The organism is Streptomyces sp. C (genome assembly GCF_000158895.1).
In the GTDB taxonomy this organism is placed as follows: Bacteria; Actinomycetota; Actinomycetes; order Streptomycetales; family Streptomycetaceae; genus Streptomyces; species Streptomyces racemochromogenes.
Genome location: NZ_GG657750.1, coordinates 5,018,463 through 5,032,719, shown reverse-complemented (window position 1 = coordinate 5,032,719; position 14,257 = coordinate 5,018,463). Strand labels below are relative to the sequence as shown.

11 protein-coding genes and 1 pseudogene are annotated in these 14,257 nt (G+C 72.2%); 7 read left to right on the top strand and 5 right to left on the bottom strand.

The window, feature by feature from the left end:
• The 3 genes and pseudogenes from SSNG_RS22880 to SSNG_RS45325 all read right to left on the bottom strand — a co-directional run.
• Nucleotides 1–400, bottom strand: a 400-nt coding sequence (locus SSNG_RS22880) for a WhiB family transcriptional regulator (RefSeq protein ID WP_277752167.1), incomplete at its 3' end; no start/stop codon positions are given.
• 156 nt (nucleotides 401–556) lie between these two features.
• Nucleotides 557–922, bottom strand: coding sequence for a LiaF domain-containing protein (locus SSNG_RS45330; protein ID WP_347232461.1), 366 nt, complete (start codon nucleotides 920–922; stop codon nucleotides 557–559).
• A gap of 169 nt (nucleotides 923–1,091) precedes the next feature.
• Nucleotides 1,092–1,253: pseudogene (locus SSNG_RS45325) on the bottom strand (DUF1707 domain-containing protein); the annotation flags it as partial.
• Nucleotides 1,254–1,409: 156 nt separating this feature from the next.
• Between SSNG_RS45325 and SSNG_RS22870 the strand changes: the two are divergent.
• Entirely contained in the window at nucleotides 1,410–3,074 is a 1,665-nt protein-coding gene (locus SSNG_RS22870) for a fumarate hydratase (protein ID WP_042801684.1), read from the top strand.
• Between the two features lie 159 nt (nucleotides 3,075–3,233).
• Nucleotides 3,234–4,007: a glycerophosphodiester phosphodiesterase gene (locus SSNG_RS22865; RefSeq protein ID WP_007266267.1), complete on the top strand. Its 774-nt coding sequence runs from the start codon at nucleotides 3,234–3,236 to the stop codon at nucleotides 4,005–4,007.
• A 79-nt stretch (nucleotides 4,008–4,086) separates the two neighbouring features.
• Here the strand turns inward: SSNG_RS22865 and SSNG_RS22860 are convergent, their stop codons facing one another.
• Nucleotides 4,087–5,616: a ricin-type beta-trefoil lectin domain protein gene (locus tag SSNG_RS22860; RefSeq protein WP_007266266.1), complete on the bottom strand. Its 1,530-nt coding sequence runs from the start codon at nucleotides 5,614–5,616 to the stop codon at nucleotides 4,087–4,089.
• Nucleotides 5,617–5,723: 107 nt separating this feature from the next.
• On the opposite strand from SSNG_RS22860, the gene SSNG_RS22855 reads away from it, so the two are divergent.
• The 3 genes from SSNG_RS22855 to SSNG_RS22845 all read left to right on the top strand — a co-directional run bounded on the left by SSNG_RS22855 (nucleotide 5,724) and on the right by SSNG_RS22845 (nucleotide 10,364).
• Nucleotides 5,724–7,130, top strand: a complete 1,407-nt coding sequence (locus SSNG_RS22855; RefSeq protein ID WP_007266265.1) for a class II fumarate hydratase — start codon at nucleotides 5,724–5,726, stop codon at nucleotides 7,128–7,130.
• Between the two features lie 103 nt (nucleotides 7,131–7,233).
• On the top strand, nucleotides 7,234–7,956 hold the full coding sequence (locus tag SSNG_RS22850) for a DUF402 domain-containing protein (protein WP_007266264.1): 723 nt from the start codon (nucleotides 7,234–7,236) through the stop codon (nucleotides 7,954–7,956).
• Between the two features lie 251 nt (nucleotides 7,957–8,207).
• On the top strand, nucleotides 8,208–10,364 hold the full coding sequence (locus tag SSNG_RS22845; protein ID WP_007266263.1) for an ATP-binding SpoIIE family protein phosphatase: 2,157 nt from the start codon (nucleotides 8,208–8,210) through the stop codon (nucleotides 10,362–10,364).
• Between the two features lie 85 nt (nucleotides 10,365–10,449).
• On the opposite strand, the gene SSNG_RS22840 is transcribed toward SSNG_RS22845, so the two are convergent.
• Nucleotides 10,450–12,741 carry a transglycosylase domain-containing protein gene (locus tag SSNG_RS22840; protein WP_007266262.1) on the bottom strand — a complete coding sequence of 764 codons (2,292 nt, stop codon included), beginning with the start codon at nucleotides 12,739–12,741 and terminating at the stop codon, nucleotides 10,450–10,452.
• A gap of 245 nt (nucleotides 12,742–12,986) precedes the next feature.
• Here SSNG_RS22840 and SSNG_RS22835 point away from each other — a divergent pair, with 245 nt between their 5' ends.
• Both SSNG_RS22835 and SSNG_RS40125 read left to right on the top strand, forming a co-directional pair.
• Nucleotides 12,987–13,898 carry an SPFH domain-containing protein gene (locus SSNG_RS22835; protein WP_042801683.1) on the top strand — a complete coding sequence of 304 codons (912 nt, stop codon included), beginning with the start codon at nucleotides 12,987–12,989 and terminating at the stop codon, nucleotides 13,896–13,898.
• A gap of 152 nt (nucleotides 13,899–14,050) precedes the next feature.
• Nucleotides 14,051–14,236: a hypothetical protein gene (locus SSNG_RS40125; protein WP_128637102.1), complete on the top strand. Its 186-nt coding sequence runs from the start codon at nucleotides 14,051–14,053 to the stop codon at nucleotides 14,234–14,236.
• Nucleotides 14,237–14,257 lie beyond the last annotated feature (21 nt).

Sequence of the window (14,257 nt, the reverse complement as noted above, 5' to 3'; positions counted from 1 at the left end):
CGGCCGGTGCGTCCGCGCCGGTCAGCCCGCCGCGTGCGACCGGTCCGGGCGCGGCCGCGCCCGGGAGCAGCTCGGCGGCCCGGCGCCGCCTGCGCCCCAGCACCACCCGGCGCTCGGCGGCGGTGAGCCCGCCCCAGACCCCGTACGGCTCCGGCTGGAGCAGGGCGTGCTCGCGGCAGGCGACCATCACCGGACAGCGGGCGCAGACCCTTTTGGCGGCCTCCTCGCGCGCCAGCCGGGCCGCGGTCGGCTCCTTGGACGGTGCGAAGAACAGTCCCGCCTCATCCCTGCGGCAGACGGCCTCGGCGTGCCATGGGCCGTCCTCTTCCCTGGCCGGAACCCGCGGCTTCGGCACGGCAGCCGGGCGCGTCGGAAGGCTCTGGACGGCGGCTGCCTGCAGGGACTGATGCGGCGGATGCGGCACGGTCTACTCCTGACGACGTATACGCGAGCGAGAGACGATGCACCAGTCCCTACCCGCTGCGCGTGCCGCTAAGCACCGTGTGCCACCGGGGCGACACGGTTCGTCCGAAACCGGCCGCCGCGCGGTCGGGATTCAGTCCAGGTGCTTGCGGAGCTTCGCGGCCAGGTCGACGAGGCGCGATCCGCGCTTGGGCCGGGCCTCGATGTTGCCGAGCAGGGCGAAGCCGCGGACGATCACGACGGGGGCCTGCGGGTCGGCGGCGACGCCCTCGCCGCGCACTTCGAAGTTGCCGAGGACGCCGCTGCCGTAGCCGCGCAGGGTGACGTTCTCGGGGACCAGGACCTCGACGTTGCCGAGGACGCTGGTCACGGTGATCTCGGTGACCTGCTGCTCGAAGACGGCCTCGGTGAGGTCGATGGTGATGTCGCCCATGACCGATACCGCACGGGTGCGGGCGCCGGGGCGCCAGCGGCCCTTGCGGGCGGAGCTGCTGCACACCGCGACCACCGTCTCGACGGGCCCGCCGGCGGCCGCGGCCGCGAAAAATGACAGTAGTCGCGCCGGCGGCTGCGGCGGGAGCGGCCGGCCGGTGGCCGCCCGTGTCCGCGGGGAGGTCGCGCACCAGCAGGTCCAGCTCGCCGACCGTCTTGACCGCGTACAGGGTGTCCAGGCGCTCGGAGTGCTCCTCGGAGGTCAGCCGGCCCTCCGCGAGGGCGTCGGAGAGGATCTGCGCGATCCGGTCCCGGTCGGCGTCGGAGGCGCGCAGCCCGGAGGGCCCTGCGGCCTCACCGCCCGGCGCCGGGGCGGGGGCGGCGGTGTGCTTTTCCATGTCCACGCCGCCCAGCATAGCGAGACACGATAGATCGCGATACTGCTGGGTGAGCCTTACCTCACAGACGCACCCGGCGCGAGAGGTCCTACGCTTGATGTCCGCGCTGCCAATTGGTCGCCAGCGCTGTCTGCCGAGTGAGGAATGGCTACCCAAATGCCGGAGTTCGCGTACACCGACCTGCTGCCCCTGGGCGAGGACACCACCCCCTACCGGCTGGTCACCTCGGAGGGCGTCTCGACGTTCGAGGCCGACGGCCGTACGTTCCTCAAGGTCGAGCCCGAGGCACTGCGCAAGCTCGCCGCGGAGGCCATCCACGACATCCAGCACTTCCTGCGCCCCGCCCACCTCGCGCAGCTCCGCCGGATCATCGACGACCCGGAGGCCAGCTCGAACGACAAGTTCGTCGCGCTCGACCTCCTGAAGAACGCGAACATCGCGGCGGCCGGCGTCCTGCCCATGTGCCAGGACACGGGCACGGCGATCGTCATGGGCAAGCGCGGCCAGAACGTCCTCACGCGGGGCGGCGACGAGGAAGCCCTCTCGCGCGGCATCTACGACGCCTACACCAAGCTGAACCTGCGCTACTCGCAGATGGCCCCGCTGACCATGTGGGAGGAGAAGAACACCGGCTCGAACCTGCCCGCGCAGATCGAGCTGTACGCGACCGACGGCGGCGCGTACAAGTTCCTCTTCATGGCCAAGGGCGGCGGCTCCGCCAACAAGTCCTTCCTCTACCAGGAGACGAAGGCGGTCCTCAACGAGGCCTCCATGATGAAGTTCCTGGAGGAGAAGATCCGCTCGCTCGGCACGGCGGCCTGCCCGCCGTACCACCTGGCGATCGTGGTCGGCGGCACCTCCGCCGAGCACGCGCTCAAGACCGCGAAGTACGCCTCCGCCCACTACCTGGACGAGCTGCCGCGCGAGGGCTCGGCCCTGGGCCACGGCTTCCGCGACGAGGCCCTCGAACAGCAGGTCTTCGAGCTGACCCAGAAGATCGGCATCGGCGCGCAGTTCGGCGGCAAGTACTTCTGCCACGACGTCCGCGTCGTCCGCCTGCCCCGCCACGGCGCCTCCCTCCCGGTCGCCATCGCCGTGTCCTGCTCCGCGGACCGCCAGGCCGTCGCGAAGATCACCGCCGAGGGCGTCTTCCTGGAGCAGCTGGAGACGGACCCGGCGCGCTTCCTGCCCGACACCACGGACTCCCACCTGGACGAGTCCTCGGACGTGGTCTCCATCGACCTGAACCAGCCGATGGACGAGATCCTGGCGACCCTGACCAAGCACCCGGTCAAGACCCGCCTGTCCCTCACCGGACCCCTGGTCGTGGCCCGCGACATCGCGCACGCCAAGATCAAGGAGCGGCTCGACGCGGGCGAGGGCATGCCGCAGTACCTCAAGGACCACCCGGTGTACTACGCCGGCCCCGCGAAGACCCCCGAGGGCTACGCCTCCGGCTCCTTCGGCCCGACCACGGCCGGCCGCATGGACAGCTACGTCGAGCAGTTCCAGGCGGCGGGCGGCTCCAAGGTCATGCTGGCCAAGGGCAACCGCTCGCAGCAGGTGACGGACGCGTGCGGCGCGCACGGCGGCTTCTACCTCGGCTCGATCGGCGGCCCGGCGGCGCGCCTGGCGCAGGACTGCATCAAGAAGGTCGAGGTCCTGGAGTACGAGGAGCTCGGCATGGAGGCGGTCTGGAAGATCGAGGTCGAGGACTTCCCGGCCTTCATCGTCGTCGACGACAAGGGCAACGACTTCTTCCAGAACCCGGCGCCCGAGCCGACGTTCACCCACATCCCGGTCCGCGGCCCGGGCCTGTGACCCCGGGTCCGTGACCGTGTGACCGGGGCCCCTCCGCCGAACGGCGGAGGGGCCCCCTCGCATGTCGGCCCCCTGCCGCCGCCGCCGCGCCGGTCCCGGTTAACGTCGGGTACGCCGCCCTGCGGCGACCCGTTCACCCCGGTTCGCAAGGATCCCCGTATGACAGCGACGACCGCCTCCCTCCGCACCGCCCGCACCACCCGGGTCGTCGCGCACCGCGGGGCCTCCCACGAGCACCCCGAGCACACCCTCGGGGCGTACCGCAGGGCCATCGCGGACGGGGCCGACGCGCTGGAGTGCGACGTGCGGCTGACCCGGGACGGGCGGCTGGTGTGCGTGCACGACCGGAGTGTGGAGCGGACCTCCGACGGGCGGGGGGTGGTCTCCGCGATGACGTACGAGGAGCTGTGCGCGTTCGACTTCGGCGGGTGGAAGGGCGAGGAGCACCGGGGGGCGCGGGTGCTGCTCTTCGAGGACCTGCTCAAGGAGGCCCTCGCCGCGGACCGGCCCGTCGGGCTGGCCGTGGAGACCAAGCACCCGACCCGGGCCGGCGGGCGGCTGGAGGCCGAGCTCGTCCGGGTGCTGAAGGAGTACGGACTGGCCGACGGCGCGGACGGCCGCGTCGAGGTGATGAGCTTCTCCCGGAACGCGCTGACCCGGATGCACCGGCTGGCGCCGGGCCTGCCGGCCGTGTACCTGATCGAGCGGGCCGTGCGGGCGCCGCGTCCGCCGTTCGCGGGGCACGCGGGGCCCGGGATCGACCTGGTGCGCAGGGATCCGGGGCTGGTGGGGCGGCTGCGGGCGAAGGGGCTGCGGGTGCGGGTGTGGACCGTGGACGAGCCCGAGGACGTGGAGCTGTGCGTACGGCTCGGGGTGGAGACGATCATCACCAACCGGCCCCGGCAGGTGCGGGAGCAGCTGGAGGCCATGTAGCGGCCCCCGGACGTGGGAACACCCGGCCGGGTCGGTCCGGCCGGGTGTGGGGGGTGCGGTGGCGGTGCGGGGAGCGGGGTTACGCGAAGCGCTGGTTCGCGGAGCCGTTGCAGGGCTGGAGGCGCAGCTGCTCGTGGGCGGCGGCGACGGTGAGGCACATGCCGGGGGCGGCGGCGGGGCGCAGGGTGGCGCCGTCGCGGACGAACTGCTGGTTGGCGCCGCCGTGGCAGTTGTAGAGGATCATGCCGGTGCCGGCGCCGTAGTTGGCGCCCGGGGCGTCCAGGCAGCGGTCGTGGGTGAGCTCGACGTGGAGGGACTTCTTCGCGGAGTCGTACCACCAGCCCTGGTTGCGGCCGGCGTGGCAGTCCCAGCCGACCACCTTGGTCTCGTTGGCGCTGGAGCCGCCGAAGGAGTCGAGGCAGTTGCCGGTGGCCTCGTTCTTGACGGGCTTGTAGAGGGAGTCCCAGGCGCCGGCCTGGAGTACGGGGGTGCCGGTGCTCGCCGGGTCGGCGCAGGAGGCCTCGCGCAGGCCGGAGCCGTAGAGCTGGGTGAGGCAGGACGCGAAGGCGCCGTGGCCGCGGTAGTTGGGGTGGAAGGACTGGCGGGCGGTGTTCTCGTCCCAGGGGAAGTGGTCCCCGAGGTCGAGGTAGAGGCCGCGGGCCCAGGTGTCCTCCATGCAGACCTCGTGGCCGTGGAAGAGCCGCGAGTTGTCGAGGTAGACCGCTCCGGAGGCGAGGGCTGCGGCGCGCATGCCCTTCTCGAAGGTGGGCACGGCGTGGTTGCGGCCCCAGGTGGCGTCGGAGTCGTAGCCGGCGCAGCCGCCGGGAAGCTTGCCGGGGAAGGCGGGGTTGTCGTTGAAGTCGGGGCCGATGGGGCTGGGGTAGCCCATGACGACGAGCTTGTAGTCGGTGTCGGCGTAGCCGGCGTCGCGCATGACCGTCTTGAGGTCGGCGACGGTGGCCTCGACCTTGGGCTTCAGGCCGTCGACGCGGGCCTGCCAGCCGGGGCCGTACTTGGGTTCGCAGGTGCCCTGGCTGAGCACCCAGCGGGTGACGCAGTCGGTCATGACGGGGCCGAACTGGAGGTCGTCGTTGGCTCCGGCGACCAGCACCACCATCTTGATCCTGGTGTTGCGGGCCTTGATGGCGAGGTTGTCGCTCTGCACGAGCTCGTCGGCGTACTGCTTGCTGCCGCCGATGCGGATGTTGCCCGTGTAGCCGCCGGAGCAGGCGACGTTGAAGGTGAGGTCGGCGGGGATCCCGGTGCGGTGGATCGCCGCGTCGGGCGAGCGGTGGCACTGGTTGGACGGGGTGTTGGTGGCGGGGTCGTAGTTGCCGACGCCCTCGCCGGAGATCTCGCTGTCGCCGAGGGAGATGAGGCCCGTCTTGCGTTCGGCGAGCGGGCGGACGGCCGGGTCCCCGTAGATCTTCACGGCCTCGGCGGCGCGGACGGCCTCCAGTTCCGGCGACAGCGGGGCGATCGAGCCGGACACGGCGGGTGCGGCCTGGGCCAGGGGGGTGACGGCGGTGACGCCCCCGAGGGCGGCCGCGAACGCCGCGACGGCGGCGAAGGTACATCTGAGCGTGGGTTTCGTGCGGGCACGTGCCATGAACGCCTCCCCGATATAGGTGTTACCCCCGGTATTTACTGGCCGGTAGGGGAGATGGGAACAGTTCGAACAAGACAATTGCTCAAGTTTCTGAGGAGGCTACGAAGATGACCGACGATCAGCAGCAGCCGCAGGCGTTCCGGACCGAGCACGACTCCATGGGCGAGGTACGCGTCCCCGCGCACGCCAAGTGGCGCGCGCAGACCCAGCGCGCGGTGGAGAACTTCCCGCTCTCCGGGCAGCGCATCGAGCGCGCCCACATCGAGGCCCTCGCCCGGATCAAGGCGGCCGCCGCCCTGGTCAACGCCCGGCTGGGGGTGGTGGACGAGGACGTCGCGCAGGCGATCCGCTCGGCCGCCGCCGAGGTCGCCGAGGGGCGCTGGGACGAGCACTTCCCCGTCGACGTGTTCCAGACCGGGTCCGGGACCTCGTCCAACATGAACACCAACGAGGTGATCGCGACCCTGGCCACCGAGCGGCTCGGGCGCGAGGTCCACCCCAACGACCACGTCAACGCCTCCCAGAGCTCCAACGACGTCTTCCCCTCGTCGATCCACATCGCCGCCACCGCCGCCGTCTCCCGCGAGCTGATCCCGTCCCTGGAGCACCTCGCCGCCGCCCTGGAGCGCAAGGCGGCCGAGTTCGCCGAGGTGGTCAAGGCCGGGCGCACGCACCTGATGGACGCCACCCCGGTCACCCTGGGCCAGGAGTTCGGCGGGTACGCCGCCCAGGTCCGCTACGGCGTCGACCGGCTCCGGGCCGCCCTGCCGAGGCTGGCCGAACTGCCGCTGGGCGGTACGGCGGTGGGCACCGGCATCAACACCCCGCCCGGCTTCTCCGCGGCCGTGATCGCCGAGGTGGCCGACGCGACGGGGCTGCCGCTGACCGAGGCGCGCGACCACTTCGAGGCCCAGGGCGCGCGGGACGCGCTGGTGGAGACCTCGGGGGTGCTCCGCACGATCGCCGTCTCGCTCACCAAGATCTGCAACGACCTGCGCTGGATGTCCTCCGGCCCGCGCACCGGATTGGCCGAAATCAACCTGCCGGATCTCCAGCCGGGGTCCTCGATCATGCCGGGGAAGGTCAATCCGGTCGTCCCCGAGGCGCTGTTGATGATCGCCGCGCAGGTGATGGGGAACGACGCGACCGTCGCCGTGGCGGGCGCCGCCGGCAACTTCGAGCTCAATGTGATGCTCCCGGTGATGGCCCGGAACCTCCTCGAGTCGATCCGCCTGCTGGGCAACGGGAGCCGGCTGCTGGCCGACCGCACCGTGGACGGGATCACCGCCAACTCCGAGCGGGCCAGGGAGTACGCCGAGTCCTCGCCCTCGGTGGTGACCCCGCTCAACCGGTACATCGGCTACGAGGAGGCCGCCAAGGTGGCCAAGCGGGCGCTCGCCGAGCGGAAGACGATCAGGGAGGTCGTGCTGGAGTCCGGCTACGTCGACCGGGGTGCGCTCACCCTCGCGCAGCTGGACGAGGCACTCGACGTGCTGCGGATGACCCGCCCCTGAAATCGGTTCCGGGCAGGGGCCGAATCCGGTCGTTTACCGTCCCCGCACACCTCCGTGACCTGCACCGCAGCATCTCGCGGGGCCGCAGCCCTAAGATCTGCGCATGACAGGTACGTACGGGGGGTCCGGGGGCGGCGCGGCGCGGTCCGCCGCGGGTGGCACGGCGCCGGAGCGGCACTGGGCGCCCGGGGAGCAGATCCTCTGGCGCTACCGCGACCACGCCCCGGGGCGGGCCGGCCCGTTCCACATCGCCCGCCCGGTGACGGTGGTGCGCGACACCGACGAGCTGCTCGCCGTGTGGATGGCGCCCGGCACCGAATGCGTCAAGCCCGTGCTGTCCGACGGCAGTCCGGTGCACCGGGAGCCGCTCGCCACCCGCTACACCGCGCCGCGCACCACCGCGCGCTCGCGCTGGTTCGGCGGCGGCGTGCTGAAGCTGGCCCGGCCCGGGGAGCCGTGGTCGGTCTGGCTGTTCTGGGACGACGACTGGCACCTGCGGAACTGGTACGTCAACCTGGAGGAGCCCCGTACCCGGTGGGCCGGCGGGGTCGACTCGGTGGACCACTTCCTGGACATCGCGGTCTACCCGGACCGCACCTGGAAGTGGCTGGACGAGGACGAGTTCGCGCAGGCGCAGCGGATCGGGCTGATGGACCAGGACCGGGCGCGCCGGGTGGTGGACGCGGGGCGGGCCGCGGTGGAGGTCGTCAAGGCCTGGGGTGCTCCGTTCTGCGACGGGTGGCAGGACTGGAGGCCCGATCCGACATGGCGAGTTCCGGTTCTGCCCGAGGACTGGGACCGCACCCCGGCGCATATGACCTCATGAGACCCTTGATGCGCCCCCGGGGGTCAAACGTAGGATCGTCCTCCGCAGGTCGTGCACGAGGGGCCCCACCGGTCCGGCATCCGTAAATGACCTGCGGCGACCGGGACTTGACCGGAGGTCGACGCGAGCGAAAGGTAACGAGCGGGACGCGGTACCCGGGGGTGATGGTGCCCCCGCCGCTGAGCGGGTATACCGCGACTGACCGAGTTGAGTGCAGCGCACATCGAGCGCAAACGGACGGAATTCCACGCGTGACGGAGTACCCCACCTCCCAGGAGGGCCCGCAGCCCACCGTCGCCTCCGGCGGAGGTACGGATGAGCTCGGCCACGGCAAGGCCCCCATCGCGGCCGCCGAGGCCGTACGCACGCATGCCGACTTCCCGCGCCCGCGCGGCACCACCGGCGAGGGCTCCGGGCACGGCCCCGCGGACACCGGCACGGCCGCGGCGCGCGGCCGGGACGGCGAGGCCGCGCGCAACGCGGGCCGGCGCACCCCGGCCGACGGGGCACCCGGCGAACCGGCCGCCGACGCGGCCGCCGCGACGGCCGTACGGGCCGTCCCGCTCACGGGCTCCGGCGCGGGTGCGGGCTCCGGCGCGGGTGCGGGCTCCGGTTCCGGCACCGGCACCGGCTTCGGCGAGGCCGGCGTGGCCCGCCGCGAGGGCGACCGGCTGCGCTTCGTCGGCGCCGCCACGCGCCGGATCGCCCGCGGCATCGACCTCGACGAGATCGTGCTCGGCCTGTGCCGGGCCACCGTGCCGACGTTCTCCGACGCCATCCTCGTCTACCTGCGCGACCCGCTGCCCGTCGGCGACGAGCGCCCCGTCGGCCCGGTCGTTTTAAGGCTGCGCCGCACCGACCGGCTCCGGCCGATCGACGACCTGACCGACGCCGACGGGGGCGCCGGGGCCGCGGGGACCGCCGGCGAGCTCGACTTCAGCCAGCTGCCCCTGGTCGGCCCGCAGGGTGACCTGCCAGCGGCCGAGCTGTGCGAGATCCGCCCCGGCGGGGCCCTCGCCGAGGTGCTGCGCGGCGTACGGCCGGTCTTCGGGTCGGCCGCCGGGGCCAAGGACGCGCTCCCGGAGCTGCTGGGCGCCGACCATCCCGTGCCGCGCGGCCAGCGGGCCATCCTGGCCCCGCTGCGGGGTCGCCGGCGCGTGATCGGCGCGGCGGTGTTCCTGCGCACCCCGGACCGGGACGCGTTCGAGACGAACGACCTGCTGGTGGCCGCGCAGCTGGCCACGCACACCGCGCTCGGCATCGACAAGGCCGTGCTCTACGGGCGCGAGGCGTACATCGCCGACGAGCTCCAGCGCACCATGCTGCCCGACGGCCTCCCCCAGCCCACCGGGGTCCGCCTCGCCTCCCGCTACCTGCCCGCCGCCGAGACCGCCCGGGTGGGCGGCGACTGGTACGACGCCATACCGCTGCCCGGCAGCCGGGTCGCGCTCGTCGTCGGCGACGTGATGGGCCACTCCATGACCTCCGCGGCGATCATGGGCCAGCTGCGCACCACCGCGCAGACCCTGGCCCAGCTGGACCTGCCGCCGGCCGAGGTGCTGCACCACCTGGACGAGCAGGCCCAGCGGCTCGGCTCCGACCGGATGGCCACCTGCCTGTACGCGGTCTACGACCCGGTCTCGCACCGCATCACCATCGCCAACGCCGGCCACCCGCCGCCGGTGCTGCTGCACCTGGGCGGCCGCGCCGAGGTGCTGCGCGTGCCGCCGGGCGCGCCCATCGGGGTCGGCGGCGTCGACTTCGAGGCCGTGGAGCTGGACGCCCCGGCCGGGGCCACCCTGCTGCTGTACACGGACGGGCTGGTGGAGTCCCGGCTGCGGGACGTGTGGACCGGCATCGAGCAGCTGCGCGAGCGCCTCGCGACGACCGCGCAGCTGACCGGGCTGGACCACTCGCCGCCGCTGGAGGCCCTCTGCGACGACGTGCTGGACATGCTGGGCCCGGGCGACCGGGACGACGACATCGCGCTGCTCGCGGCCCGCTTCGAGGGCATCGCGCCCAGCGACGTGGCGTACTGGTTCCTGGACCCGGAGGAGACCGCTCCGGGCCGGGCCCGCCGGTTCGCCCGGCGCGCGCTGGCCCGCTGGGGGCTGGAGGAGCTGAGCGACTCGCTGGAGCTGCTGGTCAGCGAGGTGGTCACCAACGCCGTCCGGTACGCGGAGCGGCCGGTGACGCTGCGGCTGCTGCGCACGGACGTGCTGCGCTGCGAGGTCGGCGACGACTCCCCGCAGCTGCCCCGGCAGCGGCGGGCCCGGGACACCGACGAGGGCGGGCGCGGCCTGTTCCTGGTCAACCGCCTCGCCCGGCGGTGGGGCGCGACCCGGCTGAGCAGCGGCAAGGTGGTCTGGTTCGAACTCCCGCTGCCGGGGCCGCACGAGCGGCGCTGACCGCCGGCAGGACGCGCGGTACACGGAGTACGCGCAAACGGGGACGGCCCCGCAGCTGGTGCTGCGGGGCCGTCGTCGTACGCGCCTACCTGTCTTCCGCGTTCGGGAAGGGCGGGAAGGGCGGTGACGGGTCCTTCGTCGGCGGGGTCGGCTTGCCCGTCGGCGTCGTGGGCTTACCGGTCGGCGTCGTGGGCTTGCCGGTCGGCGGGGTCGAGCCGCCGGAGCTGCCGGAGGGGTCCGGGGTGCCGGACGGGCGGGTGCTGCCGGAACCGGACGGCGTCGGGCTGACGGAGCCGCTGGGGGTGGCCGACGGGCTGGGGGCGCGGGACGGCGCCGGGGTGCCCATCCGGGCGTCGTCCAGGTCGAACTGGCCCGTGGTCGTGCCCTTGAGCGCGGCCGTCGTGTACGCCTGCCAGATCTGCGCGGGGAAGCTGGAGCCGCCCGCGCGGCCCTTGCCGGCGGTACCGGTCAGGGTGACCTGGCCGTGGGTGTTGGGGTCCTCGCCGAACATCGCGACGACGGTGACCAGTTCCGGGGTGTAGCCGGTGAACCAGGCGGCCACGTTGGACTCGGTGGTACCGGTCTTGCCGGCGGCCTCGTAGGCGGAGCTGCGGACGGCCTTGCCGGAGCCGTTCTCGACGACGCCGGTGAGGACCTTGGTCACGGTGTCGGCGGTGGTGCTGGTGAGCACCTGGGAGCCGATGGGGGTGACGGGCTTGAACTCGCCGTCCTTGTGCTCGGCCTTCTTGATGATGCTCGGGGTGACCTTCTTGCCGTGGTTGTCGAGGGTGGCGTAGACGGCGGCCATCTCGACGGTGTTGGCGCTCATCGTGCCGAGCGACATGGCGGGGCTCGTCTGCGGCCAGCCCGGGCGGTCGGTCATGCCCATGGAGAGGGCGGTCTTCTTCACGTTGACGGGCTTGGCGTCCACGATCATCTGCGCGTACACCGAGTTCACGGAGGAGTTGGTGGCCTCCTGGACCGAGATCATCGGGTCGCCGTAGTTCTCGTTGTCCTGGTTCTGCGGGGCGAACGGGGTGTCGCTGCCGACCACGGCGCGCTTGCTGGTGCCGTCGTAGAGGGTGCTCGGGTTGATCGGGCGGCCGTCCTGGGTCTTGGACCCGTTCTCCAGGGCGGAGGCCAGCACGATCGGCTTGAAGGTCGAGCCCGGCTGGAAGTCGGAGCGCAGCGCGTTGCTCGCCGCCTTCTCCGTCAGGCCCACGCCGCCGTACATGGCGACGATGTGGCCGGTCTTGGCGTCGACGGAGGTGGCGCCGGCCTGGACGCTCTGGTCCTGGGGCCGGTTCTTGGTGTCCTTGCGGTCGAGCTTGGACTCCAGCTCGTCCTGGACGGCCTTCTCCAGCGCGGCCTGCTTCTTCTTGTCGATGGCGAGGGTGATCGTCCAGCCGCCGGCGTTGATCTCGGCGTCCTTGATCCCCTGCCGGTTCATCTCGGCCTCGGCGGCCTGGATGAGGTAGCCCTTCTGGCCGTCCATGCCCGGACGGGGCTTGGGCTTGATCGGCTCCTGGAACTTCAGGGTCTTGCGCTTGGCCTCGTCCAGCTTGCCCATCTCGACCATGTTGTCGAGGACGGCGTTGAAGCGGATCATCACGAGGCGCTTGCCGTTGGGGCCGGCGGTCGCCCAGTCGTACTGGCTGGGGGCCTGGATGACGGCGGCGAGGTACGCGCCCTGCTCCAGGGTCAGCTTGTCGGAGTCGACGCCGTAGTAGGCCTGGGCGGCGGCCTGGATGCCGTACGCGTTGCGGCCGTAGAAGTTGGTGTTCAGGTAACCGGCGAGGATGTCGTTCTTCTCCATCCGCTGGTCGACCTTGAGGGAGATGACCAGCTCCCGCAGCTTGCGCGTCGGCGACTGGTCCTGGGTCAGGTAGTAGTTCTTGACGTACTGCTGGGTGATCGTCGAGCCGCCGGCCGTGCCCTTGCCGCGGACCGTGTTGGCGAGGCCGCGGAACACGCCCATGACGTCGACGCCGCGGTCCTTGTAGAAGGTCTTGTTCTCGATCGCGATGAACGCGGTGCGGACGTCCTCGGGGACCTTGTCGATCGGGACGATCTCGCGGTTCATGTCGCCGGTGCGGGCCATGATCGAACCGTCGGCGTACTTGTACGTGTTGCTCTGGAGCGTCGCGGTCTTGTTCGGGTCGTTCGGCTCGTCCACGGAGAAGTAGAGGGCCACGCCCGCGACCACCAGGAGGAGGATGCCGCCGAGGAAAGTCCCCAGCAGAGTCTTCCAGTTGAGGAAGCGACGTATGCCGCTGCGCTTCTTCGTCGCCTTGCCCGCGCGCCCGCCGGCGCGCCCGCTCGGCGCATTCCGCGCACCGCGTTGCTGCTGCGCCCGTCGCGCATCTGCTCGGCCCATCGCTCCCGCTCCGCTCGATTAACCCCCCCGACGTCAGCTCAGAAAACTAACACCGCAGGCTGTGACAAAGTTTGATCAACCCAGATCAATACCGGTCAATTCGGACGTGAGAATCAGCACCCACTCCGATGGAACCGACGCCCACGATGCCGGAAGGGTTGCGGTGTCCGCAAAAAGTGATATCACTTTGATAGGGCGCTGCGGTCGACGGCGGCCGGACACAACTGACCAAACGGGGGCATTCCATGACAAACGCAGCGGACGCGCGACCGGATGGGGTACGGGAGTTCACGGCGCGCAGCGTCGGCGGCGGACCCGCCCTGCTGCTCGGACTGGCGGGCGTGGCGGCCGGGGCGGGCCTGCTGGCGCTCGCCGCCGTGTCGGACGCGACGGCGGCCAAGGCGGCCCTGATCCCGCTGGGCTTCCTGCTGTTCCTCGGCTCGATCCTCGCGATGACCGGCCTCAACACGGTGGCCCCGGGCGAGGCCCGGGTGGTCCAGCTGTTCGGCCGCTACCGGGGCACGGTCCGCACGGACGGCCTGCGCTGGGTCAACCCGCTGACCTCGCGCCAGAAGATCTCCACCCGGGTGCGCAACCACGAGACGGCCGTCCTCAAGGTCAACGACGCCTACGGCAACCCCATCGAGCTCGCGGCGGTCGTGGTGTGGAAGGTCGCCGACACCGCGCGCGCCGTCTTCGAGGTCGAGGACTTCACCGAGTTCGTCGAGACCCAGACCGAGGCGGCGGTCCGGCACATCGCCATCGAGTACCCCTACGACGCCCACGACGAGGGCGGCCTGTCGCTGCGCGGGAACGCCGAGGAGATCACCGAGAAACTCGCGGCCGAGCTGGCGACCCGGGTCGAGGCGGCGGGCGTGGAGATCATCGAGTCCCGCTTCACGCATCTCGCGTACGCTCCGGAGATCGCCTCCGCGATGCTCCAGCGCCAGCAGGCGGGCGCGGTCGTGGCGGCCCGCAAGCAGATCGTCGAGGGCGCGGTGGGCATGGTGGAGCTCGCCCTGACCCGGCTGGCCGAGGAGGACATCGTGGACCTGGACCCGGAGCGCAAGGCCTCCATGGTCTCCAACCTGATGGTGGTGCTCTGCGGCGACCGCGCGGCCACGCCGGTCATCAACACGGGCACCCTCTACCAGTGACCCCCGCCGCCGCTCCCCGCCCCGGCGGCCCCCAGGGCCAGGGTTCCGGCTCCGGCCCGGGTTCCGGCTCCGGCTCCGGCCCGGGTTCCGGTTCCGCCCCGGGTCCGGCCGAGGGCAAGCCCGCCCGGGCGGCACGGCAGGCGCGCAAGCAGGTGCTGCTGCGGCTCGACCCGCAGGTGTACGACGCCCTCGCGCGCTGGGCCGGCGAGGAGCTGCGCAGCACGAACGCGCAGATCGAGTTCCTGCTGCGCAGGGCCCTGTCCGAGGCGGGCCGGCTCCCCGGCGGCGCCGCCCCGATCCCCCCGCGCGGCCGCCCGCGCAACGCACCGGACTCCTGAGCCGTACGACCCCGCGGTTCC

Bases quoted from the DNA above. Each gene is read 5' to 3' on its own strand.
- SSNG_RS22870 (WP_042801684.1), top strand. From the start codon at position 1,410: ATGCCGGAGTTCGCGTACACCGACCTGCTGCCCCTGGGCGAGGACACC.
- SSNG_RS22865 (WP_007266267.1), top strand. From the start codon at position 3,234: ATGACAGCGACGACCGCCTCCCTCCGCACCGCCCGCACCACCCGGGTC.
- SSNG_RS22860 (WP_007266266.1), bottom strand. From the start codon at position 5,616: ATGGCACGTGCCCGCACGAAACCCACGCTCAGATGTACCTTCGCCGCC.
- SSNG_RS22855 (WP_007266265.1), top strand. From the start codon at position 5,724: ATGACCGACGATCAGCAGCAGCCGCAGGCGTTCCGGACCGAGCACGAC.
- SSNG_RS22850 (WP_007266264.1), top strand. From the start codon at position 7,234: ATGACAGGTACGTACGGGGGGTCCGGGGGCGGCGCGGCGCGGTCCGCC.
- SSNG_RS22840 (WP_007266262.1), bottom strand. From the start codon at position 12,741: ATGGGCCGAGCAGATGCGCGACGGGCGCAGCAGCAACGCGGTGCGCGG.
- SSNG_RS22835 (WP_042801683.1), top strand. From the start codon at position 12,987: ATGACAAACGCAGCGGACGCGCGACCGGATGGGGTACGGGAGTTCACG.